The organism is Pedobacter immunditicola (assembly GCF_037482985.1).
Lineage (GTDB): Bacteria > Bacteroidota > Bacteroidia > Sphingobacteriales > Sphingobacteriaceae > Pedobacter > Pedobacter immunditicola.
Genome location: NZ_JBBHKC010000005.1, coordinates 235,666 through 259,433, shown reverse-complemented (window position 1 = coordinate 259,433; position 23,768 = coordinate 235,666). Strand labels below are relative to the sequence as shown.

Sequence of the window (23,768 nt, the reverse complement as noted above, 5' to 3'; positions counted from 1 at the left end):
TTTTATGCCTTTGGATGGGCCTGTTTATAAATTGTTTTTAATCTTTCTATGGAATTGTGGGTGTAAACTTCCGTAGAAGCCAGACTGGCGTGACCAAGCAACTCTTTAATTGCATTTAAGTCTGCACCCCGGTTGAGTAAGCTCGTCGCATAAGAATGCCTTAAAACATGCGGACTCCGTTTCTCCTGTGTGGATATGTACGTCAAATAACTTTTCACCGTACTGTAAATAAATGTACGTGTAGCATTGTTGCCTGTATTGTTAACGATTAAGGCCTCACTTTTGTTGTCGAAATTTTGTAAAGATTTCAAATGAATAAATTCCTTTAACATTAAATTCAAAGGATTAGGCAAAGGAATAATTCTTTGCTTCCCACCTTTACCCATCACCTTTACCGTACCTTCATAGAAGTTTACATCACTATCTTTAAGTGCCATTAATTCCGCCATGCGCATTCCTGTTCCAAATAACACTTCCAGGAGCACCTTGTCACGCTGTGAAGCAAAGCTACCATTAAAAAGCAGCTCAGAATCCAGTAATTGATCCAGCTTCTGGTCATCGATAAATACAGGTAAGGGTTTGGCGGCTTTCGGACTTTTGATTTGTGCCAAAGGGTTTGAAGCAATGAGCCCCTGCCGCTGGTTATATTTATAAAAACTTCTCAGCGAGGACATTTTTCTCCCTACAGAATTCGCACCGATATCATTGCTCATTAAAAAAACAATATAATCCCTGATCTGCACATATTTTGCCTCGAGCAACTCCAATTCATAAGTTGACTTCAGGTAGTCGTTAAACTGGCGCAGGTCATTTTGATACGATATAATTGTATGAGGAGAATAACGTTTTTCGTGAGATAAGTAAGATAAAAATGTTTCTATAACCATGTGTAGTGCTAATGGTAAAACTTATAAAGTGAATATACAAAAAGATACTTTACAAACTCAATTTATAAAAATATTATGACACAAAAAAAGCGCTGACAAATTAACGTCAGCGCTTCTATGTTAGAAACTAAAAGAGATTAAACCGCTCCTTCAAGTTGCATGTTCTGTTTGTAAATAGCGTGTTTCACTAATGTACGACGAGTAATAGATTTTTTCTCGTATGCTTGTCGGCTACGAAGTTCTCTTAAAACTCCTGTTTTTTCGAATTTCTTCTTGAAACGCTTAAGCGCCTTATCAAGTGATTCGCCGTCTTTAATATTAATAATAATCATAACGTTAAAATACCTCCTCTCGTTGTTTTTAGGATTGCAAAGGTAGTACAAATATTTTAATTATCAATCAGATAGTACTAAAATACGACGAGAAAGAAAAAACCGAAAAAAACATTTGAGTTTTCCGGTTTTTCTATTTTTATATTTGGTTAGAATATGCTATTTTATGTATTTGAAAAATCCAAGTTATGTATTTAATACTTCTCTTGCAATAACTATCTTCTGAATTTCTGAAGTTCCTTCTCCAATCGTACATAACTTGCTGTCACGATAATATTTTTCAACCGGAAAATCTTTTGTATAACCGTAACCGCCAAAGATTTGAACGGCTTCCGTAGCCGCACGCACACAAACCTCTGAAGCAAAATATTTCGCCATAGCAGATTCTTTTGTCATCTTAAGCCCCCTGTTCTTTTTATCCGCAGCCTGCCTGATCAATAAATCGGCCGCTTCAATTTCAGTGGCCATATCAGCAAGCTTAAAACTAATGCCCTGGAAACTAGAAATAGGCTGACCAAACTGCTGGCGTTCCTTCGAATAGGCAAGGGCTGCTTCGTAAGCACCTTTGGCAATTCCCAAAGCCAAAGCTGCAATAGAGATCCTTCCCCCATCCAAGACTTTCATTGCCTGCTTAAAGCCTTCGCCTTCCACACCCAGCAGATTTTCTTTCGGCACCCTGCAATTATCAAATATCATTTCTGTCGTTTCAGAAGCGCGCATACCCAGCTTATTTTCTTTCTTGCCTGCAAAGAAACCTGGCGTGCCACGCTCCACAACAATGGCCGAAATTCCATTAGAATGTCCAGTTTTCCCTGTACGCACCATCACCACGGCAATATCACCAGATTTACCATGGGTGATCCAGTTCTTTGCCCCATTAATTACATATTCATCTCCCTCCAGCTTTGCGGTAGTCATCATTCTTAAAGCATCAGACCCCGTGTTGGCTTCCGTTAACCCCCAGGCACCAATCCATTCGGCAGATGCTAGTTTAGGCAGCCATTTTTGTTTTTGCGCTTCATTGCCAAAAGTGAGGATATGACCGGTACATAAAGAATTATGTGCTGCAACTGAAAGACCGATGGAGCCACATACCTTAGCCACCTCCACAATCACATCCACATATTCCTGGTAGCCGAAACCAGAACCCCCATATTCTTCAGGCACAAGCACACCCATTAAGCCAAGTTCACCAAGCTTTTTAAATACCTCTACGGGGAAATATTGAGATTCATCCCATTCCATAACATGGGGTCGAATATTTTTCTCCGCAAAATCTTTAACCATACTCCTGATCATCAATTGATTTTCAGAAACATTAAAACTATATCCAACAGAATTTTCCAGCGTTTCGTGCATTTTATTTCATGTATTTGAACAAGTATAATCATTAAATTTACACATTTATACGAAGAATATTCTTTCAAAATCAGAACAAAATAGTATTCAGTTCAATAACCTTAAGCGCTTAATTCAGAGCGGGGAAACAAGGAAAAAAAATCTTTAAAAAAAACATCAACATTTTTATTAATTGCGTCATCAGCGGCGAAATCCCTAAGAATTTATTTAATTTGTAATTATATGTTCCTATCCAAGCCCTTTTTTGATTTTTCGCAAAAAATAAATTACAAAACTGAAATTCTGGCGGGCTTAACAGTGGCAATGACCATGATGCCTGAGTCGTTATCTTTCGCCATCCTGGCGGGCTTTCCTCCCCTTGCAGGTTTATATGCCGCATTTATTATGGGACTTGTTACAGCTATTTTTGGTGGAAGGCCGGGACTGATATCAGGAGGTGCGGGCGCAACGGTCATCGTGCTCATTGCTTTGATGAATTCCCATGGAATTGAATACGTTTTTGCGGCCATTGCCCTCGCCGGTGTATTACAGATTTCAGTAGGATTGTTTAAACTGGGGAAATTCATCCGTCTGGTGCCGCAGCCGGTCATGTATGGATTTGTCAACGGATTAGCCGTTATCATTTTCGTCGCACAACTGGAACAATTTAAAACCGTCGTCAATGGGCAGACCACATGGCTTGCAGGAGAAACCTTATATATTATGGCTGGCCTGGTGGCTTTAACCATTGCCATCATTGTATTTTTGCCCAGGTTCACCAAAGCGGTCCCTCCCTCGCTGGCTGCAATTGTAGTCGTCTACCTGATCGTTTTAGGATTTGGCATTGAAACAAAAACAGTAAGTGACATTGCATCGGTAAGTGGCGGCTTCCCTCCTTTTCATATCCCGGACATCAACTGGACGCTGGAAACCTTAAAGATTATATTTCCTTATGCACTAATCATGGCTTCCGTAGGTTTAACAGAAGGATTGCTGACCTTAAACCTGGTGGATGAAATTACAGCCAGCAAGGGAAACAGCAACAGGGAGTGCCTGGCGCAGGGAAGCGCCAATATACTCAATGGCTTTTTCTTTGGTATGGGTGGATGCCCTATGATTGCTCAAACCCTAGTCAATTTGTCGGCTGGTGCAAGAGCCAGACTGTCAGCTATCGTTGCTTCTTTGACCATTTTAATGATTATTCTTTTTGGTGCACCAGTTATTGGCCTTGTGCCCATGGCAGCCTTAACCGGCGTGATGATCATGGTAGCTATAGGCACTTTTGAATGGGCCAGTTTTAGGATCTTCAACAAAATGCCCAAACAAGATGTGTTTGTAGGCATCCTGGTAGCCCTCATTACAATAGTACTGCATAACCTTGCCCTGGCAGTGCTGATAGGCGTGATCATTTCTGCCCTGGTATTTGCCTGGGAAAGCGCCAAACGCATAAGGGCGAAAAAATATGTAGATGAAAAAGGCACCAAGCATTATGAAATCTATGGCCCTTTGTTTTTCGGTTCAGTTGCTGCCTTTCATGAAAAATTTGATGTGGCCAATGATCCCGATGATGTGATCATTGACTTCAAAGACTGCAAAGTAACAGACATGTCTGCCATTGACGCCCTGAACAAGCTCACCGAACGTTATAAAAAAGCCGGAAAGAAACTTCATCTGCAACATTTAAGCAATGACTGCCGAACCTTACTTAAAAACGCTGCTGAGGTGATTGATGTTAATATTGTAGAAGACCCGGTGTATTATGTGGCCTCAAACAATGCTCATTGATTCAAGGTGTTTAATAATTCGTTTAATATTAATCTCTTTTAAAGCCCTTGCCGGTATCCCTCCCAAAAGCATATTTTCTGCTGTAAAAGTTTTGCCCACACAAGCATTTGCTGCAATAGCGGTATTGCTTGCTATAGAAATTTTCCCATAGATCTTTGCACCCGGCCCAATGTAAACGTTATTGCCTATATGTGGAGCGCCAAACACCCCCCCGGATTCACCTATATTTGTACACGCATGGATCCTGCAATTAGCGCCTATCTTTGAATTTCCATTGACGACGATGGTACCATAATGAACGATGGCTAAACCAGGTCCAAAAACATTCTCCGGAATGGTAAAACCCAATTTAAGCGAAAGCTTCAAAAATTTGATCTTAAGCAGGTAATAGTTAACCTTTAACAATGGATTTTTACGTTTAGTATTTTTGTAATATTCCATTTTTCTTAACAAACGCTGGAACCTCCAGATATAGTCGGGATAGATCATATCCTTTATCCTGCATTTCAAAGTCATTTTGTTTCTACCCAAAGCTATCCTGTCTGCTTCCAGGAAATTCAGGTAATCAGTCTTGTTTGATATCACTTTATATTCCACCGTCTTTTTTAGTGGTATTTCGTACGCTAGCATTTCTAATTCCATAAGCCCATATCTTTATGGTAAATTTAAATAAACTATTAGTAATTATTCTAACCAAAATTCAACGATTTAGATTTATTTGTACACATTATTAAAAATAATATCGCCGCAGCACATTAAATTATATTTCAGAATAATTGCCTGATTACTCAAAAGACTAGCTTGCGAAGCATGGCCTGCTTAATTTAAATTAGGAAATAAGAAAAACCTTTATAACTTTATTTTACAGTCACTGTTGGAACAAAAATTGTTAAAAATAGATAAACAGGACTTGCACATCTCCAAATTACCACATGTTGACTACAGAACAGATCAAATCCGTATTTAATTCGTCTCCAACAAGCAGTCTGGTCATGCATGCGGATGCGCCACACTTTACGATTGTTTATGCAAACGAGGCTTTTTTACGGGCTGCCAATTCCAGGCTGGAAGATATAACTGGTAAAAGGTTTTTTGAAGTGTTTCCTGCAAACCCCGCAGAAGATAAATTACAAAATAGACCAGATGTGGCTGGTTCCTTTGATTATGCTATACTGAACAAAGAGGCACACAAAATTTCCCTGTACCGTTACGATATTAAAAGTAAAGATTCAGCTAAGTTCGAACAACGTTTCTGGAATACCGATGTCTACCCCATATTAAACGAACAGCAGGAGGTGATGTACCTGGTGTTTAATCCGCTTGATATTACTGAAAAAGTTGCCATCAAGAAAGAACATTACAGTTTCGCCAATAAGGTGCTTCATAAAAAGAAGATTTCACATCCTTTGTTTAATGATTACCCAGATGCGGTTTTCACAGTAGACCTTGAGGGAACGTTTATCAGTTTTAATAAGGTACTTCCTGAACTGGCAGAGTGTACACCGGAATTTTTACTACAATCCAGATTTGTGTCTTTTATCGCACCGGAAGACATGGACATGGTTTTAGAAAAATTTAAGCTGTCCATTAGTGGTGAGGTGAAAAATTACGACACCCAAGTGATCACCGCTGCAGGCAACCGTCGTATACTTAACATCACCTCTGTTCCTATCCTCGTTAAAGGAGAGATTGTCGGGATTTATATCATCGCCAAGGACCTTACAGCCGTAAAGGAAGCTGAAATAAAATTACTGGAATACAATCAGCGCATTTCAAATATTCTGGAAAGTATTACTGATGGGGTCTATTCCGTAGATAACAACTGGATGATAACCTCCTGGAACAAAGAAGCGGAACGGATCATCGGTATCCGACGCGAAGAAATACTTGGAAAAAACCTATGGGAAATGTTTCCTTTAGCCGTACCGCTTAAGTTCTATAAAGAGAACCATAAAGCAATGTCGGGGAAAATTACCGTTCGCTATAAAGAATATTATGCCCCGCTTTCGATCTGGTTAGAACTCACTGCCTACCCTACTAATGAGGGCCTGTCCATCTATTTCCAGGATGTGACCGAAAATGTAAAAACACAGAGAGAACTTCAGGAAGCCAAAGAAAAATACCAGTTATTGTTTGATTTAAACCCCCTGCCAAATTGGGTGTATGACAATGAAACCTTAAAGTTCCTGGATGTGAACAAGGCAGCCATTGAAAATTATGGTTATAGCAGGGAAGAATTTTTATCAATGACGCTGAGAGAGATCAGGCCCGCAGAAGATGTTGGGAAATTTGAAGAAATGCTTCAAGAGAGGCTTAATGAGTCTTCCTTATACCGCACGACTGCCAGGCACCTTAAAAAATCAGGTGAACTTATTTATGTAGACATTTCGGTTAACACCATTCTTTTTGGCAGCAAAAAAGCCGGTCTTGTTGTTGCCGTGGATGTGACCGAGCGCCTGGAAGCAGAAAGTGCAACTAAGATAAGTAATGAGCGCTTTAACATTGTGACCAAAGCGACCAGCGATGTGATTTATGACTGGAATACCGTTAATGATTCATTAACCTGGAATGATGGCATCAAGTCAATTTTTGGTTACGAGGAAGATAGCCTTCATACCGTTGATGCCTGGTTAAACGTAATTCATCCAGATGATCGGGATGACGTATCGTTCAGCATTAACCAACATATCGGCAATAGAATCCCACGCATCAATATAGAGTATCGATTCCGTACGGCCGATGGCACTTATAAATTTGTGCTGGACCGCGGCTATTTAATGTATGACGACACTGGGGAACCGGTCAGAATGATTGGTGCTATACAGGACATTACAGAAAGAAATGATTACATCCGGGAAATTGAAGCAAAAAACCAAAAATTAAGTGACATCACCTGGACACAATGCCATGTAGTGCGGGCACCCCTATCCAGGATTTTAGGCCTCGCCGAGCTCCTGACCTATGATGAACAGGACTTGTCAAAAATGGAACTCTTGTCGCACCTCACCCACTCTGCCATTCAACTGGACAACATCGTCAAAGACATCATCAAGAAGACAGAAACATTAAAGTAAATAATAATCTATAAGATTACTAGATTATCCCTAGCTTTGCCAATGAACAGGCCGAGCTTTTTATCAAAATAGAAAAAAGAGGGATCCCCCTTGTAGCGGTCTGATGATTTGGAACTAATTAATATTAATTAAGCCAGGTTTTCATGAAAAACATTTACAAATATGTTATAGGGTTATCTCTATCCCTTTTCATCCTGCAGCCTATTGCAGCACAGACCGTAAACATCTCCGGCGTGGTCACCGAGAAATCCACCGGACTCAGCCTTCCCGGCGTAAGCATTTACATCAAGGGCACCAGCACAGGTACACAAACAGATAACGATGGCAAGTTCAGCATCAATGCCAAACCCGGCGATATGCTCAGTGTGGCTTTTATTGGATTTTCTACGCAGGAAATTCCGGTAACAGCAGCAACAAAAAACTTAACGATCCAGCTGGAAGAGGCTTCCAACGCCCTCAATGAGGTGGTAGTTACCGCCTTAAACATCAACAAGGAAAAGAAATCTCTGGGTTATGCCGTACAAGAGTTAAAAGGTGAAGACCTCAGCCAGGCCAAAGAAGGCAATCTGGTGAATGCTTTGTCAGGAAAAGTGGCCGGTGTGAATGTGACCAACAGCCAGGGAGACATGGGCTCTTCCAGGATCATCATCCGCGGAGAGACTTCCATCTCCGGCAATAACCAGCCTTTGTTTGTGATCGATGGCGTACCTGTAGACAATACCCAAAATTTAGGTACCGGAGGTTCCAGGGATTTTGCCAATACCATTGCCGATATCAACTCAGAAGATATCGAATCCATGAGTGTATTAAAAGGCCCCAATGCTGCTGCGCTTTATGGCTCCAGGGCCGCGGCAGGCGTTGTTTTAATTACAACAAAAAAAGGGAAAGGCGCCACAGGGCTAGGTATTACGGTGACTTCCAATACCTCATTTTCAAATTTACTGACCTTGCCTGACTATCAGAATTCTTTCGGCCAGGGCGCCAATGGCGAATTCAGCTACGTGGACGGTAAAGGTGGCGGCATCAATGATGGTGTGGATGAGAGTTGGGGACCAAGGTTAGATGGTCGTTTGATACCGCAGTTTAATTCAAATGGTGTGCCGGTGCCTTTTGTGGCCTACCCGGATAATGTACGCGATTTCTTCAATACCGGCCGCAGCCTTAATAATGGGATTGCGATCGCAGGCTCAGGAGAAAAACATGACCTGCGTTTATCTTATAACAACTTTGATCAGACAGGCGTGATACCCAATTCCTCACAATCGAAAAACACCTTCCTGCTCAATGGTACTTATAGAATAACCCCTGCATTGACCGTTAATGCCATGGCCAATTATGTGAACAGCAGTGCCGATAACCTTCCAGGTGCTGGTGGTAGAAGAGCAACCAGCACCATGCTTCAATTTACATGGTTTGGGAGACAGGTAGATGTAAACCAGCTAAAAACCTATCAAGATGCAGAAGGGAACAACATCAACTGGAATAACAGTTATTATAGCAATCCCTATTTTGTGGCTTACGAAAATACGGTAGGCCAGGTGCGCAACCGCCTGATTGGAAATGTAGAATTGAACTATAAAATCATAGAAGGCTTATCCGCAAACTTCAGAACAGGAAATGATTATTATACGGACCGCAGAAAAATCAGGGTAGCCTATGGCACCAACGGTACACCCTTTGGCTCTTACGAAGAGGATGCTTATACCTTTAATGAAAATAATACCGAAGCCCGACTGGATTTTACCAAACAATTCAATGAGGATTTTAACTTTGATATCCTGTTAGGCGGTAACATCAGGACCAGCACTTTAGAAAACAATAACCAAAAGGCAAACAGACTGGCTGTTAGTGGCTTATATACCTTAAGCAATTCTCAGGATCCTTTGATTTCTTCCAATTTTTATAATAAACAAAAAGTATACAGTGTATTCAGCTCGGCACAAATAGGATTCAGGCGTTACGCTTATTTAAACCTGACCGCCAGAAATGACTGGTCATCTACTTTACCCGCTGCTAACCGCTCCTATTTTTATCCTTCTGTAAACGCGAGTTTCATTCTCAGCGAAGCCTTCGACCTGCAAAGCGAGGTATTGACCTATGCGAAAGTTCGTGGGGGGTGGTCTAAAGTAGGTAAAGATGCCACACCCTACCAGCTGCTGAACACCTATGATTTTACAGCGCCATTCGACAATAACCCGCAACAGAGCTTAAACTCCACAGAACTGAATCCAGATCTTAAGCCAGAAACAACCAAGTCGACCGAAGTGGGTGTAGAACTGGGTTTCTTTGATAACCGTATCCGCCTTGATTTCGGACTATACAATACCAACAGTATCAACCAGATCCTTGGCCTTGATGTGAGTGCGGCAACAGGTTTCAGCAGGAAGCTGGTCAATGGGGGAACCATTAATAACAAGGGGCTTGAAACCATGTTGAGCTTTACGCCGGTTAAAACTGCAGATTTTACCTGGGACATTGATGTAAACTATTCAAGAAACCGCAGCGAAGTGAAATCACTTTACCAGGATGTGCAAAGTTATGTATTGGGAACTTCTGGTACGGTACAGGTTTTAGCAACTGTGGGAGAACCCTATGGTAGCCTCTTTGGAACGGCCTTTGAAAGGAATGCTGCCGGAGACATTATCGTGGAAGCAGATGGAACCCCTGCAATTAGTCCGACAAAAAAAATCCTTGGAAAGTATACGCCAGACTGGCTAGGTGGCATCACCAATAGTTTCAGGTATAAAGACTTCAACTTAAGTGTATTGGTTGATGCACATGTGGGCGGACAAATATTCTCAGGCACCAACAATACAGGAACTTATACAGGGGTATTGGCCACAACCCTACCCGGTCGTGGTGCAGAAAATGGGGGCATCACTTATACCGCAGCCAATGGCGACACCCGGGACGATGGGATAATTTTCGATGGCGTTTTGGCCGATGGCACACCCAACACCACCATTTTACCGGCAGAATCTTACTATAAAGCCATCACCAATGCCGATGAGGCTTTTGTTTACAGTGCAACCTATGTTAAACTCAGGGAGGTCAGGCTGGGCTATAACCTGCCGGCACAATGGATCAAAACGCTAGGCATGCAAAGTGCCACGGTATCCCTGGTAGGCCGAAACCTGCTCATCATTCATAAAGATGTGCCCAATATAGATCCGGAAACCGCCTTTAATACCGGCAACGGACAAGGTCTGGAAGACCTGAGCCTTCCGAGTGTACGTAATATCGGTTTCAACCTGAACTTCAGATTTTAATCCCCATGAACAACTCTATCATGATGAAAACGACCTACATCACTTTATTGATTTCAGGCTTCCTGCTGCTCAGCATCACGTCCTGCAAAAAGTCATTGGATGAAACCAATATCAATCCCAATGCTTCGGAAACACCACAACCGGAATTCCTGTTAACAGCCGCGATTAAGAACAGCGCAGATACTTATTGGGGAACCGCCAATAACATGAATTCCAGCTTACTTTTTATACAGCACTGGGCAGCCATACAATATACAGATGCCGACAGGTATATTCTGACGAATACCAGTTTCCAGGATTTATGGACCATTGGTTATAGCAAAGGTGTGGTTAACCTGAACCAGCTGATCAAAATTGCTGATGCCGAAGGCAACACCAATTATAAAGGTGTAGCCTTGGTATTGCGTTCATGGATATTTTGCCTGGAAACAGATGCCTATGGCGACATTCCCTATTCGCAGGCCGGAGATATTGAAAACTATATATCGCCGAAGTATGATAGCCAGAGAGAAGTTTACCTTGGTTTGTTGAATGACCTTTCGGCGGCACAGGCTGCACTTGACCCTGCAGGGGCGGCTATTCAGGGTGATATCATCTACGGAAATTCCATCGCCTCCTGGAAAAAATTCGCCAATTCATTACGCCTCAGAATTGCCCTGCGCATTGCAGACCGCGAACCTGAACTGAGCAGAACAGTGATTTCAACGATACAGACAGAAGGTGCAGGCTATATCAGTTCAAATACAGAAAACGCGCAACTGGTTTACAAAACATCGCCAAATGAAAACCCGGTCAGCCGGATTTTCGAAACCCGTGATGACCACCGGGTCAGTAACACAATTGTAGATAGGCTAAGTGCTTTAAACGACCCCAGGCTGGCCATATATGCAGATAAAGCAGCAGCTACACAACTGTATACCGGTGTACCCAATGGCTTACTCACAGGCGATGCCGCCAATCTGGGCTTAGCCAGAACCTCAAAACCTGGCGCCTATTTCAGGTTGCCGCAGGCCCCTGCCGTGATCATGACCTATGCAGAAGTATTGTTTGGCCGTGCGGAAGCGGCAGCCAGGGGATTTACCACGGAGAATGCAGCAGATTTATACAGGCAGGCAGTAGAAGCTTCCTTGCTGCAATATGGCATAGCTGCTACCGATATAGCAAACTATTTATCGAGCACGGCGGTACAGTATGATGCCCTGAACTATAAAAAATCTATAGGGGATCAAAAATGGATCGCCTTGTTTGGCCAGGGCCTGGAAGCTTTTGCAGAATGGAGAAGGTTAGATTACCCTGAACTGCGTCCGGCGGTAGCCGGTGCCCTGAACGGCCAGTTGCCCAAGCGGTTTATCTACCCTGGCACTGAACAGTCGCTGAATCCTGAAGGTTACCAGGCAGCGGTAGCGAACCAGGGTCCGGATTTGCTGACCACAAAACTGTGGTTTGATGTGAATTAGTGAGCGCTGACAGTGAAACAAGATTTTATTAAGCGTAGGTACAGCGTTGGCGGGGTATTGACAGGGCGTTGGTAGGGCTATTGGCCCTAAGTAGGCCCTGGCAAGGCCCTAGCAACCCCCTGCCAACGCCCTAATAACCATTAATTTTCAGTTGGGTGATTGTATTATCATACCGGACTGCGGTATGATTGCTTATGCAAAGCTAAAGGACGATTTATTTAATAAGAAGCGAGGGAAAAAGTTTGCGGGGTATATGCTGCGAGCCTGTCTTTGCCATTTAAAAAATCTAAAGCAATGATAAAAGAGCAGCCAGCCACTTCGCCCTGAAGCTGGGAAATTAATTTAGCTGCAGCAACCACGGTGCCCCCTGTAGCCAAAAGATCATCATGGATCAACACTTTCTGTCCGGGTTGCAAAGCATCCTCATGCATCTCCAGAACAGCACTGTCGTATTCGAGGGTATAATGCTGCTGTATTTTTTTAAAAGGAAGTTTTCCGGATTTGCGGATGGGGATAAAAGGCACTTTCAAAGCCTGAGCAAGCAACATCCCAAACAGGAAACCACGGCTTTCAATACCTGCCACAACATCTATTTCGATGCCCTTCAGCTGTTCGGCAAGCGCGGCAGTAATGTCATTACATAGTTGTGCATCTTTAAGTATAGGGGTGATGTCTTTGAAAATAATCCCTGGTTTGGGAAAATCAATAACATCTCTGACAGTCATTTTAATCTTAGCTTCAATCATGGTGCATATGAAATATAAGGCTCCAGTTGCTCCAGCAATTCAGGAGTTAAAATGGCAACCTTTTTTAAGTCTGCAAAATTACCATAATTTCCGTGTTGTACCCTATATTGTATCATCGCATTTACCTGTTTGTACCTGAGATAAGGATGGTTTTTAAAATCTTCGATGCTGGCCGTGTTAATGTTGATCTTTTTCACAGCAGTAGCATCGACTTTTACCTGGTCCTTAATTTCGCTGAATTTTAGTGAATCCAGCCCGTAAACTTCCATCAACTGTTCCTTTTTATGAAAACCGCCTATGCGTTCGCGGTACTTTATAATTCTCCGGGCAAATGCAGGACCAATTCCCCTTATTTGATCAAGCGCTGTACTGTCGGCGCCGTTAATCTCTATCATGACGGCTGCTGCAGGTTTATAAGAAGGCGCATGATAAACCCTTTCTACTGAAGGCTGCTGCACCGTTTTGATCGCTATATAAGGTTTTAGCTGCGCATAGGCGGCAGGAGAAACAACAAACATTTTTTGTAGGTCTTCTGGCTTACGGAAGGTGCCGCCTTTACCGATATAATTGATGATCACCTTCGCCTGTTTTTCAGAAAAGCCTAAAGCCTGCCAACCCTCCTGTTCTGTGGTATTAGGGTCGAAGGGAAACAAGCGCGGAGCTGCCCGTTTAACAAAGGTTTTGCTGCTTTTGTTGTTATTATACGGTGCAGAACCTGTAGTTGCAGCATCATAGTGAGCATATGAATTCTTTTGCGCTGACAGTACTTTTTCAAGTTCCACAATGGCCTTTCTGGCTTCCCTTTCGTCAGGCTTAAAGGGCATCATCCATCGGTAAACTAAGGGAGCAAGTAAAACACCAATAATCAAAAAAACCAGGACCAATAAGCCGTTAAATTCTCTTTTAGAGAGATCGAAGTAGTCCTTCAGCCTTTTTATCATAGCGATAAGGTACTAACCATTATTAAGAATATAAAGCTTATTTTTGCTGGCATTTGAAATATATATCACATAAATGGAAATCATAACCACTGCTGAATTTGCAAAGGCTACCAAAATTGATAAGTTAGGCGTACCCGGTCTGGCAGCCTTGTTAATGGAAGTGATGAAGTTGAACGACATCAATAAAGTATTCTCTCAGAATAAACATTTCAACGGATTGGAATTCGTTGACAAGATATTGGAAACCATTGGGGTAAGCATCGATTTTGATGAGGATGACCTTAAAAACATCCCAAAAACCGGTGGCTTCATCGCCATTGCTAATCACCCTTATGGTGGTGTTGAAGGATTGGCCCTGGTAAAGCTGCTCTGTACCGTTAGGCCTGAGGCCAAAGTGATGGTTAATTTCATCCTGAAAAAGATCCCTAATCTCGAAGAATTCTTTGTAGCGGTGAACCCTTTCGAGAATGTACAGCACAGTTCGAGTATCAGCGGACTGAAAGCAACCTTTGACCTGTTGCAAAAGGGAATTCCGATAGGAATTTTTCCTGCAGGGGAAGTATCAACCTTCAGTCTGGATAAACAGGAAATTACCGATCGTTTATGGCATCCTGTGGTTGGAAAGCTGGTTGCCAAAGCGAAAGTACCGGTGGTACCTATCTATTTCCATGGCAATAACGGCGTTCTATTTAATATCTTGAGTTTTATACACCCTACGCTAAGAACTGCAAAGTTACCATCAGAATTTTTAAATAAGCAGGGACTTAAAATCAAAGTAAGAATAGGCAGGCCAATTCATATTGAAGATATCTCTTATAAAAAGGATACCAATAAGCTGCTCGATTTTTTACGTGCCCGCACTTATGCCCTGGGCACTGGCCTGGAACAGGAAAAGAAACTCTTTAACCCGATTTCACTTTTTAAGATCAAGAAAAAACCTGAACCAGTTATACAAGAAACAGCACGTGAGAAAATCGTGACGGAGGTGGCCACATTGGGAACCTTTAAAGTCTGGACAGAGAAACAATATGAGGTATACATCTGCCCTACCAGCAGTATCCCCAATATTTTAAGAGAGATTGGCAGGCTTCGCGAAATAACTTTCAGGGAGGTTGGTGAAGGCACCAATAAAAAGATTGACCTTGATAATTACGACATCTATTACAGTCACCTTTTTATCTGGGATAAGGATTTGCAAAACATTGTAGGTGCTTACCGTATTGGTAAGGGTGATGAGATTTTAGATACCATGGGCAGGCGTGGTTTTTACTTATCAGAACTTTTCAAAATTAAAGAGCCTTTTTATCCTATTCTTCGAACCGGGATAGAATTGGGACGTTCATGGATCCGCAAGGAATACCAGCAAAAACCATTGCCTTTATTCTTGTTGTGGAAAGGGATATTAAAATACCTTTTGGACAATCCGCAATACCGTTATATGTTCGGTCCGGTAAGTATCAGTAATAACTTTTCGAAGTTCTCCAAATCGTTGATTGTAGATTATATCACTAAAAATCATTTTGATTACGAGCTGGCGAGTTATGTGAAGCCAAAGAATAAGTTTAAAGCAGATTTAACGCCTATTGACACAGATCTGCTGGTGGAGAGCAGTGAAACGTTGAAAGGCCTGGACAGCCTGATCTCAGACATTGAAAATTCGCATATCAAGATTCCGGTTTTGCTCAGACAGTACCTGAATTTAAATGCAAAAATCATTTGTTTTAATATCGATCCTAAGTTCTCCGACTGCCTGGATGGTTTCCTGGTTGTGGACACTCAAAATATTCCGGCGGAAATGCTGGAGAAGGTTGGAAAAAACCTTTAACAATAAAAAAGCCCGGACATCCATCAGGGCTTTTTTACTTATTCAACTAAACCTAAACTTGTAAATACTAACCAAATATTTTACACTACAAATGTAAGGCAGCCATGTTAAGCTGAGGTTAAGTGTGAATGATATGTCTATTAATTCGTAAAAGAAATAATTAATAATATATGCATTAGCAAATTTCCTTGCGGGCAATTTCGCTGAATTTTAATAATGCAACGGACTTGCTGTTTAAGCGCAGGATTCATTTATTATTATTAGGCGGCTTTTATTTTTGAGCGCCAGGCTTGTTCACTTTGGCATTGTACAGCTTATGCTGGTCGATACGGGTGATTTCTGGTGTACCAATGCCATTTAACATCCTGCGGGCACTGACTAGGTTACGAGCATGCACCCCGTCATAATCTACAGCTGCAGGATCAAGGCTATTAATGCGGACCATGCCTGCCGACTGGATAAATTGTCCGTTGCTCATATAAATGCCCACATGGGTAATCCTTGGATTGGGTTGCTTTCCTTTAGCCGCGGCAAAGAACAGCAAGTCACCGGGCTGCAGGTTTTTCAAACTCCTGGCCAAGCTCACCGTATCCGATTCATAGATATCCACAGCTTCTCCAACCAAAACCTGTTGTGAGGCATCCCTCGGAAGGATGATCCCATTTAAGAAAAAACTGGTTTTTGTGAACCCACTGCAATCCACTCCTTTTACGGAAGTACCACCCCAAAGGTAGGGCACACCCATTAAAGTCTTCGCCGTATTTAAGATGGCAGTCGCATCAGGATTTGGCCTGGAGATCCAGCGATCAAATTCAACGGCATCCTTCACTGGAATAAAAGCAATACGCTGATCAGGATAGGCAATTTTATAAAAACCTTTTTCCTTACCGAGAACCTTAAAAATATCACCTTTAACCAGATCTGAAACCCTTAAGGAACTGACATCCGGTGCAGAATAGGAATAACCATAATCGGCATGATAAACCAGCTTGTTTGCCTTTTTCCAATGGTCAAACTGCGCGGCATCCATCACAGCGATGGCATCATCATCTACCCAGGAAATATATTGATCTGGCGACCTTACTAAATAGTAGCCGCGTTCCATTTTCAAAAGCTCTACCGGTGTACCCATCAGCATTTGCGTCACTAACTCTGCAGAATGACCGGGTACTTTTCTGTTATTGGCCACAGATAAACTGACAACGCCATAAATTTGGGTTCCCAATTCTGTTACAGGCAACAGCTTTGACTGAACCTTGACCTGAAGGCCTGCAGTTTGAAAGGCTTTCTGTAACGTTTCAGCAGCAGCAGCAGTAGATGTTGATTCTAACTCACCTTCCTGTTGACTACCTTCTTTAAGTTGAAACTTAAATACAACTGTCCTTTTATCTGGCGCAATGGATTTCCCAACCTCATCCGCAATACGATTGATTTTTTGCAATACCAGGCTATCCTGTTGTTGCAGCATCAGGCTACCCGGTAATACAGCAGCTTGTGCAGCATAGGCCATAAAAATTAAACAACAGCAGATAAAGGTCTTTTTCAAATACATGGTCAGTAGTGGAGGTTATAATCGTAAATATGGATTGCTAAATTAATTTTAATTTCAACCATTGCAAAGAAAGCGCTAAAATACATTGTTTACACTTGATCAGCGCGGCCTTTATCATTTGATCGCGTCCATTATTACCCCTCATTTTAATCTTGTTTTGGCTTACGCTATACCATTAACAAGAAGATATATAGAAAACACTAGAAAACAAACCATACGTCTTTTTACATTAATTTAATGTATATTTAAGATGAAGTTTATGTTAATAAATCAGTCGAATGATGTTGCGTTTGCTCAGGATATATGGAACAATATTTTTGTTATTCGCCATAGAATGCGCGTACGGGCAAAATACGGGTTTCAAAATCAGCTTTGAGTTTTACAACCATACTTTTAACCTGGATATTGATTCCTCTGTAGTTGTTCCAGCATTTACCAGTCTATCGGAACAACAGATTAAAGCCGGCTATGATAAGGCGAACATAGGCCAGTATGCAGCGATCACAGATTCTTTAACTGCTTTTAAAGATAAAAACAAACTCAACGACTGGCTATATTACCAACTGGTACGAAAAACTGCAGAGCAGATCAGTCCTAAAAAGGAAAACTACGAAAGATATACTTTTTATAAATGGTTCCTGATGGTCAAATCGGGCTTCGATGCCCGGCTGACCATTGCCGATGGCAGGATTATTTTCTATGTTTATAACAATGAAGACATCTCGGACATCCCCTACCTGATCTTTGAAAACAAAAAGTTCATGTGCCTGAATCATCATGATTATGCATATGCTGATTTAAATAAGGTGCCACCTTATGGCATGATCGGAATCAAGGAGGCTAAAAAATCATTTTCCTATAAGGTGACCCGGATGCCTGATTTTAAACCTGAGGATTATGCAGAGAAAATGATCACGTTTGAGTACCGTCAGAAAACCTATCATTTCAATATTAAACTCAACTCCGATGTTGAGGGGCTCTTCAACAATTACCCGATCGTAGATTTCGAAAGTTACTTTAACATCCCCCTGAGTAAAGAGACTTACAGTTCCCTTATTCCCGTGCTGAAAAAGAATGTAAGTGGCATGAAGCAGAAAAAGGGCATCGATTATTTAATGCGCTTTACCCGTTATGCGTTTTTATATGAGGATGATGCGGCTAACTTTGGCAAGGAAAAACGCTTATCGCCGGAGGAGACCTTGTTTGCCAAATACAGCGATTGCGACGACCGGGCTGCGCTGTTCTTTTACCTGGTAAAGGAAATCTATGACCTGCCGATGATTGCCCTCCTTTACCCTACGCATATTACCATAGCAGTAGAGTTCGACAAACCGATAGGACAACCGATTGTATATAAGGGCAAGATCTATTCTGTTTGTGAGCCTACCCCACAGGCAGAGAATTTAGGGGTTGGTCAGCTGGCTTCGAAATACAAGCATGTGAAATACGAGGTAGTATATGCTTATCAGCCAAAAAAGGGGCCATCTGATTAGATGGCCCCTCAAAAGAAGAAATTATGTTATTTGTTATTATTTAAAAAGTTGCACCGGTAGCTGCAGCTGATCCTGCTTTTAAAGTAAAGTTAGGCGTTGCAGTTAAAGTGAATGGAGAAGTTAATAATGCAGCTGCTGCTGTTTCATTAATAGTCTCATTTTTATTAGTTGTTAAATAGGTTTTCAACAAATCAACACTAGCAAATGAAGGGTTAGGTGTTCCTGAAGCAATAACATCTTTATTTGCAACGAAAGATTGATAAATGTTGTTTTTGATTAAAGAGCTTTTGTCTGTCAATGCATCACCAGTTTCTTTATCACGGATATCAATTCCATAAGGAGAATTAATGAAGATAGAGTTGGCTAGAACCATTTTAGAACCTTTTCTCCATAGGTTACCATTTTCATGTTTTGTACCTTTTGCTTCTCCCGGACCAATAATAGTCATGTTAGAGATCACAGGCTGAGTTCTAGGGCCTACAGTGTAATCACTACCAGAGTTATCAGATTCGATGCCGTTAGACTGTCCAGCACCATCCGACAATGCAGGATCACGTTGAGCAACTGCAAATTGAATTTTTCCTGAGTAACCCAGATCAAAGTCAAAAACATCATCAACGTTAGCAATAGAAACTAAGTGTTTAGCATTTACAGTACCACCAAACCACTCGTATGAATCATCACCGCAATAAGAAACCTGTACATAGTCAACAGTAGTTCCGCTACCTACAGAACCAAAAGTAATACCATTAATTTCGTTACCTGGTTGGAAAGCGATACCTGGGAACTCTACACGTACATATTTTAAAATACCTGAATTATCAGTTGCATTGGTACCACCATGATTTCCAAAAGGTGCAGTTAAACCACCCTCAATTAAACCAGTTCCACCGGGAATATTGTTAGGCGCTTTACCCAAAAGAATTAAACCTCCCCAATCACCAGGGGCTCTGTCACCAGCAGCTTTATTTGATGTGAATACAATTGGCTTAGCTGCTGTACCTTCAGCATTTAATTTAGCACCACGGGTTACTACTAAAGTACCTTTTGAAAGCTGGTCACCTCTTAATACAGTTCCTGCTGGAACAGTTAAAGTCACACCGTCAGCGATGTAAACAAATCCTTTAATCAAGTATACTTTTGAAGCATCTAATGTTCTGTTTGCTGAAATAGTACCTTCTAAAGTTTCAGTAGTTGCACCATAAACTGCGGTCTTAGGAGCGAAGTTTGTCCATCCCGTTGTCCAGTCCGTGTTTCCGAAAGCACCTCTATAAGCTACTTTTTCGAAATAAGCATCAGCTAAAGAAGCGTTTGATTCTTCTCCAATTGGTGGTACTACCGGATCAATAATTGGATCATCATTTTTTGAACAGCTGCTTAGCACTGTCGTCCCTGCCAAAATTGCGGCTATCAGGCTTAAATTAAATTTTCTTTTCATCAGAATATATTTGTTTTTATTTATGAATATGAAGCTTGTCCAACCTTAAATAGGAGCGTTAACCATATTTTAGATCAAGCATTTTCTTCTAATTATTTAATATAAAAGTACTTGAGTATTATTACCTTAATGTTAAACATGAATTAAGGAATTCCTTAATTCATGTTAACTTAATATGAAGACTATTTAAAGCTATATGAGAAGCCTATAGAGATTGTTGAACCAAAACGGTCGGCAATGTTGATGTTATCAGTTTGCTCATTAAATCCGGCATCAGGATCTGCACCTTTAGGTTTTTGGTAAAATATAGCCCTGTCATTTAAGATATCACCATAATTTAATTTTACTTCTGCCCTTGATTTAGCGAACTTCTTAGAAAGCTGAAGATCAACTACGTTTCTGGAATTTTCATAAATATCAGGATCCTGCACGTTACCAACTGCCCAGATACGTTTACCAATTCTATTGTACAATAAACTTATTCCTGTAGAGTTCTCATCCTTCGAATTGTACGTTAGTCCGGCATTAATCAAGTAAGGCGACTGTCCTTGTAACGGACGTTTTCCAGTTTTGTTAACTGTAGTGGGAACATCAACTTCTGATTTCATATAAGAAGCATTGGTACTGAAAGTAAAATTGGTCAGTTCTTCAGCAATGAAATTCAAAGGTCTTCTGAATTCCATTTCCACACCATATAAAGTAGCAGATTTTGAATTCATGTAACCGAAAGTTCTTCCTGAGGTACCCAACTGTAAACTTTGCTCGATTGGGTTCTCAAAATCTTTATAAAAGGCAGATACCGAAAACACCTGGCCTGAAGAAGGATAAATGGCAAAACCCAAGTCAACATTCGTTGTTTTTGATTGTTTCAGGTTAGGATTACCAACAACGGAAACGTTTTTGTTAAAATCATAGAAGCTGAATGGAGCAATTTCCCTGAATTCCGGTCTTCCCACAGTTTGAGAACCTGATAAACGGATACTTGCTTTTTCTGTAAGGTTATAAATTAAGTTTGCAGATGGCAACACATTGGTGTAAGTGGTATCTACAACAATTGGTGAAAAGTTATTATCTGCACTAGTTAATTGTTGATTGTAAGATTCTAACCTTGCACCGATACCTAATCTCAATTTCTCAGTCAGGTAACCATCAAACATCACATAACCTGCGTTTAAGAAAGAATTGGCATCATACTGGTCACCACCGTTGGTGATTTCGTTCAATACAAATCCATTTTCCCTAATATTAGCCGGATTAAAAATCTGATGTTGAGGCAAGGATGTTAATGAATTATCAAAATCACCATTCTTTATAAATCCTAATACACGGGCTCCAAAATCACGTTCTCTATATTGGCCAAAGTAACCAAACTTAATTTTATTGTTATCCTGGAACCATTTAAGAGGAATGGTGATATCAAATGCACCGCCATATAAATTTTCATTTAATTCAGAGGAGAAGTTACCAGCCAAACGCGGATCTGCCTGACCAGATGAAGGGATGCTTGCAAGGTTAAAAGCACCTGCACCATCTGCCTGGTATTCCATTCTTTTAAATCCTGGTTCTTTCCTTACGGTATTGGCATAATTTAAGTTCCAGTCTAATTTAATTTTGCTGTCGGCATCTAAGATATGATTACCACTCAGTTGATTGGTAAGCAAAGTTCTTTGTAAAAGATAATCAGCTGTTCTATAAAATCTGGATTCTGATTCATCGATACCTTCACGTTCTGTAAATTGATTTTCTAACACCTTGTTATAAATATTCTTCAAGGCTATTTTATTGGTTCCCCATGAGTAAGCAAAATTTGCAAGGGCACCGATATTTGTGTTATAGCTATAAATATTATCGCTAAATTGTTCACCTAAAGCTTGACCTGTATATGCTTTCTGGTCACTTGTTTTTAATCTTTCATCATAACGGTAAGAAAGAGATAACACGGTACCAAACTGGCTGTCGTCTTTAAAACGTTTCGTTGTTCCATAGTTTCCTTGAAAGTTCGGACCCAAAACAGATTGAATTTTATTGTATCCCCAGTTATTGGCAAAGGTCTTCGATAAGGTAACCCTTTCTGCGACTGGTGAATTCAAATAATTAGTTCTGGAAGGAAAAGCAGCAGGTATTTCTCTGTTCTTGTTGTATGAACCTAACATCCCTTTTCCTCTGCTGCCACTTTTAAGGAAATCTTTGAAAGTAGATTGCGTATTATAGGATGTACCTAGAGAAAAATTCAAAAATGGATAATCAGGAAAGTCTTTGGTAGTTACCTGTACCACACCTCCGGAAAAATCTCCTGGAATATCAGCTGATGCAGTTTTGTTAACCACAATTGCATCAATCATATTTGAAGGTAAGATATCAAAAGAAAAAGCTTTTTTATCTACCTCTGTGTTTGGTAAAACCGCATTATTCAACATCGCTGAATTATAACGATCAGATAAGCCCCTGACAACAATAAATTTGTTATCCTGGATACTTGCACCACTCACCCGTTTCAACACTTCGGAAGTATTTTTATCCGGACTTCTTTTGATAAGCTCAGCAGATATACCACTTGAAATATTTAAACTGGTCTTTTGATTTGCATATAAAGTGTTTACTGATTCTTTATTTGCTTTAGCAGTGATGACCACTTCACTAAGGTTTTGGGAATTTGCTTCTTCCATCACTACATTCATTGTAGTAGCTACGTTGCTTTTAACTTCTACTTCAGTAATGTTTTTAGTAGAATACCCAACATAAGATGCCTGGATAGTATATTTACCTGGAGCCAGACCTGAAATGATGTACCGACCTTCCACATCTGTCGATGCACCGGTGGTTGTGTTAGCTATTTTAACAGTTACTCCAATTAATGTTTCACCGGATTTCTTATCGGAAACTGTTCCGGAAATCTTTCCTGTGTTTTGCGCGAATACTGATGCGCTGATAATTACACAAATGATGGTAATTATTGCTTTAAGTCTTATTTGTAATTTCAATTTGCCCTTTCAATTAGTTAGGACAAAAGTATTACGGCCAGGTTACCTGGTTGTTAGCTTAGGATTAACTTTCGTTTACTATAATGTTAAGCCAATGTTAAATGCCCTCTAACTCAGTAACGCACACCTATTTTCTTGCATATAAAATGGATTAACCAAATGGGACCAATTAACAAAAACTTAACATCATCTAAAAATGATGGTTTTTTGCCTTCGATTTTATGTCCGATAAATTGACCTATCCAGGCAAGGACGAAGATCACCGCACAAACCACCCATAAAGCTGGTCCGCCGCTGGCTTCTACTTTCTCCAGTTGAACGATAAAAAAGCTCATCACAAAAACGCTGAGCAACATAAAATAGGACATGACCGGCGAAAGCCTATAATAATAATAGATGGAAAAGGCAATGAGGAAAGAGGCCCAGTTTACAAAACCATTATACTTACCTAAAAATTCAAGGTGCGGGAAGGGGATCGCCCAAACTAACCCTAAAATACTAAATACGATTAAAGGCACACAGATCCAGTGGATCAGTTTATTAGTAGGATCCTGGTGACTTTCAGCGTATTTATCAAAAAGGATATCTAACTCGCTTTTAGGTATTGCTTTCATATTTTAAGGTATTAACTGTAAAAATAAAAAAAGCGA

The 23,768-nt window shown here is 40.9% G+C and carries 16 protein-coding genes; 6 read left to right on the top strand and 10 right to left on the bottom strand.

Annotated features, from left to right (window positions below):
• Positions 1-2: 2 nt before the first annotated feature.
• From WG905_RS10570 to WG905_RS10560, 3 genes are all read right to left on the bottom strand, one after another.
• Complete coding sequence (locus WG905_RS10570) at positions 3-887, bottom strand: tyrosine-type recombinase/integrase (protein ID WP_339591686.1); 885 nt, start codon at positions 885-887, stop codon at positions 3-5.
• Between the two features lie 137 nt (positions 888-1,024).
• Positions 1,025-1,219, bottom strand: coding sequence for a 30S ribosomal protein S21 (rpsU, locus tag WG905_RS10565; protein WP_339591685.1), 195 nt, complete (start codon positions 1,217-1,219; stop codon positions 1,025-1,027).
• A 186-nt stretch (positions 1,220-1,405) separates the two neighbouring features.
• On the bottom strand, positions 1,406-2,578 hold the full coding sequence (locus WG905_RS10560) for an acyl-CoA dehydrogenase (protein ID WP_339591684.1): 1,173 nt from the start codon (positions 2,576-2,578) through the stop codon (positions 1,406-1,408).
• Positions 2,579-2,800: 222 nt separating this feature from the next.
• Between WG905_RS10560 and WG905_RS10555 the strand changes: the two genes are divergently transcribed.
• Positions 2,801-4,342 carry a SulP family inorganic anion transporter gene (locus tag WG905_RS10555; RefSeq protein ID WP_339591683.1) on the top strand — a complete coding sequence of 514 codons (1,542 nt, stop codon included), beginning with the start codon at positions 2,801-2,803 and terminating at the stop codon, positions 4,340-4,342.
• On the opposite strand, the gene WG905_RS10550 is transcribed toward WG905_RS10555, so the two are convergent.
• Positions 4,325-4,984, bottom strand: a complete 660-nt coding sequence (locus WG905_RS10550) for a serine O-acetyltransferase (RefSeq protein WP_339591682.1) — start codon at positions 4,982-4,984, stop codon at positions 4,325-4,327. The two genes, WG905_RS10555 and WG905_RS10550, sit on opposite strands and share 18 nt — an antisense overlap.
• A 290-nt stretch (positions 4,985-5,274) precedes the next feature.
• On the opposite strand from WG905_RS10550, the gene WG905_RS10545 reads away from it, so the two are divergent.
• The 3 genes from WG905_RS10545 to WG905_RS10535 all read left to right on the top strand — a co-directional run bounded on the left by WG905_RS10545 (position 5,275) and on the right by WG905_RS10535 (position 12,142).
• A complete protein-coding gene (locus tag WG905_RS10545; RefSeq protein ID WP_339591681.1) occupies positions 5,275-7,416 on the top strand; it encodes a PAS domain-containing protein in 2,142 nt (713 codons plus the stop codon).
• 143 nt (positions 7,417-7,559) lie between these two features.
• Positions 7,560-10,685, top strand: a complete 3,126-nt coding sequence (locus WG905_RS10540; protein WP_339591680.1) for a SusC/RagA family TonB-linked outer membrane protein — start codon at positions 7,560-7,562, stop codon at positions 10,683-10,685.
• A gap of 20 nt (positions 10,686-10,705) precedes the next feature.
• Entirely contained in the window at positions 10,706-12,142 is a 1,437-nt protein-coding gene (locus WG905_RS10535) for a SusD/RagB family nutrient-binding outer membrane lipoprotein (protein WP_339591679.1), read from the top strand.
• A 218-nt stretch (positions 12,143-12,360) separates the two neighbouring features.
• Here the strand turns inward: WG905_RS10535 and WG905_RS10530 are convergent, their stop codons facing one another.
• Both WG905_RS10530 and WG905_RS10525 read right to left on the bottom strand, forming a co-directional pair.
• Positions 12,361-12,888: an adenine phosphoribosyltransferase gene (locus WG905_RS10530; protein WP_339591678.1), complete on the bottom strand. Its 528-nt coding sequence runs from the start codon at positions 12,886-12,888 to the stop codon at positions 12,361-12,363.
• On the bottom strand, positions 12,885-13,829 hold the full coding sequence (locus WG905_RS10525; RefSeq protein ID WP_339591677.1) for a ComEA family DNA-binding protein: 945 nt from the start codon (positions 13,827-13,829) through the stop codon (positions 12,885-12,887). Before WG905_RS10525 ends, WG905_RS10530 begins: the two co-directional genes overlap by 4 nt.
• Positions 13,830-13,902: 73 nt before the next feature.
• Between WG905_RS10525 and WG905_RS10520 the strand changes: the two genes are divergently transcribed.
• The gene (locus WG905_RS10520) at positions 13,903-15,654 is read left to right on the top strand and encodes a bifunctional lysophospholipid acyltransferase family protein/GNAT family N-acetyltransferase (protein ID WP_339591676.1); all 1,752 of its coding nucleotides are present in this window, start codon (positions 13,903-13,905) and stop codon (positions 15,652-15,654) included.
• Between the two features lie 271 nt (positions 15,655-15,925).
• Here WG905_RS10520 and WG905_RS10515 read toward each other — a convergent pair whose 3' ends face one another.
• Positions 15,926-17,206, bottom strand: a complete 1,281-nt coding sequence (locus WG905_RS10515; RefSeq protein WP_339591675.1) for a C40 family peptidase — start codon at positions 17,204-17,206, stop codon at positions 15,926-15,928.
• A 278-nt stretch (positions 17,207-17,484) separates the two neighbouring features.
• Here WG905_RS10515 and WG905_RS10510 point away from each other — a divergent pair, with 278 nt between their 5' ends.
• Positions 17,485-18,699, top strand: a complete 1,215-nt coding sequence (locus tag WG905_RS10510) for a hypothetical protein (protein ID WP_339591674.1) — start codon at positions 17,485-17,487, stop codon at positions 18,697-18,699.
• Positions 18,700-18,739: 40 nt separating this feature from the next.
• Here WG905_RS10510 and WG905_RS10505 read toward each other — a convergent pair whose 3' ends face one another.
• The 3 genes from WG905_RS10505 to WG905_RS10495 form a co-directional block, all read right to left on the bottom strand.
• Positions 18,740-20,137 carry a hypothetical protein gene (locus WG905_RS10505; RefSeq protein WP_339591673.1) on the bottom strand — a complete coding sequence of 466 codons (1,398 nt, stop codon included), beginning with the start codon at positions 20,135-20,137 and terminating at the stop codon, positions 18,740-18,742.
• Between the two features lie 182 nt (positions 20,138-20,319).
• Positions 20,320-23,118 (bottom strand): TonB-dependent receptor, encoded by a 2,799-nt coding sequence (locus WG905_RS10500; RefSeq protein ID WP_339591672.1) that lies wholly within the window; start codon positions 23,116-23,118, stop codon positions 20,320-20,322.
• 113 nt (positions 23,119-23,231) lie between these two features.
• A complete protein-coding gene (locus tag WG905_RS10495; RefSeq protein WP_339591671.1) occupies positions 23,232-23,732 on the bottom strand; it encodes an Mpo1 family 2-hydroxy fatty acid dioxygenase in 501 nt (166 codons plus the stop codon).
• Positions 23,733-23,768 lie beyond the last annotated feature (36 nt).

What these genes read in the sequence shown, in the direction of transcription:
- WG905_RS10570 (WP_339591686.1), bottom strand. Translation starts at nt 887, where the DNA reads ATGGTTATAGAAACATTTTTATCTTACTTATCTCACGAAAAACGTTAT.
- rpsU (WP_339591685.1), bottom strand. Translation starts at nt 1,219, where the DNA reads ATGATTATTATTAATATTAAAGACGGCGAATCACTTGATAAGGCGCTT.
- WG905_RS10560 (WP_339591684.1), bottom strand. Translation starts at nt 2,578, where the DNA reads ATGCACGAAACGCTGGAAAATTCTGTTGGATATAGTTTTAATGTTTCT.
- WG905_RS10555 (WP_339591683.1), top strand. Translation starts at nt 2,801, where the DNA reads ATGTTCCTATCCAAGCCCTTTTTTGATTTTTCGCAAAAAATAAATTAC.
- WG905_RS10550 (WP_339591682.1), bottom strand. Translation starts at nt 4,984, where the DNA reads ATGGAATTAGAAATGCTAGCGTACGAAATACCACTAAAAAAGACGGTG.
- WG905_RS10545 (WP_339591681.1), top strand. Translation starts at nt 5,275, where the DNA reads ATGTTGACTACAGAACAGATCAAATCCGTATTTAATTCGTCTCCAACA.
- WG905_RS10540 (WP_339591680.1), top strand. Translation starts at nt 7,560, where the DNA reads ATGAAAAACATTTACAAATATGTTATAGGGTTATCTCTATCCCTTTTC.
- WG905_RS10535 (WP_339591679.1), top strand. Translation starts at nt 10,706, where the DNA reads ATGATGAAAACGACCTACATCACTTTATTGATTTCAGGCTTCCTGCTG.
- WG905_RS10530 (WP_339591678.1), bottom strand. Translation starts at nt 12,888, where the DNA reads ATGATTGAAGCTAAGATTAAAATGACTGTCAGAGATGTTATTGATTTT.
- WG905_RS10525 (WP_339591677.1), bottom strand. Translation starts at nt 13,829, where the DNA reads ATGATAAAAAGGCTGAAGGACTACTTCGATCTCTCTAAAAGAGAATTT.
- WG905_RS10520 (WP_339591676.1), top strand. Translation starts at nt 13,903, where the DNA reads ATGGAAATCATAACCACTGCTGAATTTGCAAAGGCTACCAAAATTGAT.
- WG905_RS10515 (WP_339591675.1), bottom strand. Translation starts at nt 17,206, where the DNA reads ATGTATTTGAAAAAGACCTTTATCTGCTGTTGTTTAATTTTTATGGCC.
- WG905_RS10510 (WP_339591674.1), top strand. Translation starts at nt 17,485, where the DNA reads ATGATGTTGCGTTTGCTCAGGATATATGGAACAATATTTTTGTTATTC.
- WG905_RS10505 (WP_339591673.1), bottom strand. Translation starts at nt 20,137, where the DNA reads ATGAAAAGAAAATTTAATTTAAGCCTGATAGCCGCAATTTTGGCAGGG.
- WG905_RS10495 (WP_339591671.1), bottom strand. Translation starts at nt 23,732, where the DNA reads ATGAAAGCAATACCTAAAAGCGAGTTAGATATCCTTTTTGATAAATAC.